The following is a 243-nucleotide window of genomic DNA, read 5'->3' on the forward strand; positions in this document are numbered from 1 at the left end:
GGTCTGGAACAGCGGGTGGTGGGACAGCGAGCGGGACGGGTTCAGCGCCTCCACCAGGTGCTCGAACGGCACGTCCTGGTGCGCGTACGCCGACAGCGCCGTCTCCCGCACCCGCCCCAGCAACTCCGCGAAACTCGGATCACCACTCGTATCAGTACGCAACACCAGCGTGTTGACGAAGAACCCGACCAGATCGTCCAGCGCCTCATCCGTACGCCCCGCGATCGGACTCCCGATCGGAAT

General features: G+C 65.8%; 1 protein-coding gene. It reads right to left on the minus strand.

Annotation, left to right across the window (positions count from 1 at the left end; all coding sequences use genetic code 11):
* Nucleotides 1-243: condensation domain-containing protein (locus NBY69_RS37270; RefSeq protein ID WP_250306702.1), on the minus strand; the 243-nt coding region annotated here is incomplete at both ends.

Source organism: Streptomyces sp. A 4/2, from assembly GCF_940670765.1.
Lineage (GTDB): Bacteria > Actinomycetota > Actinomycetes > Streptomycetales > Streptomycetaceae > Streptomyces.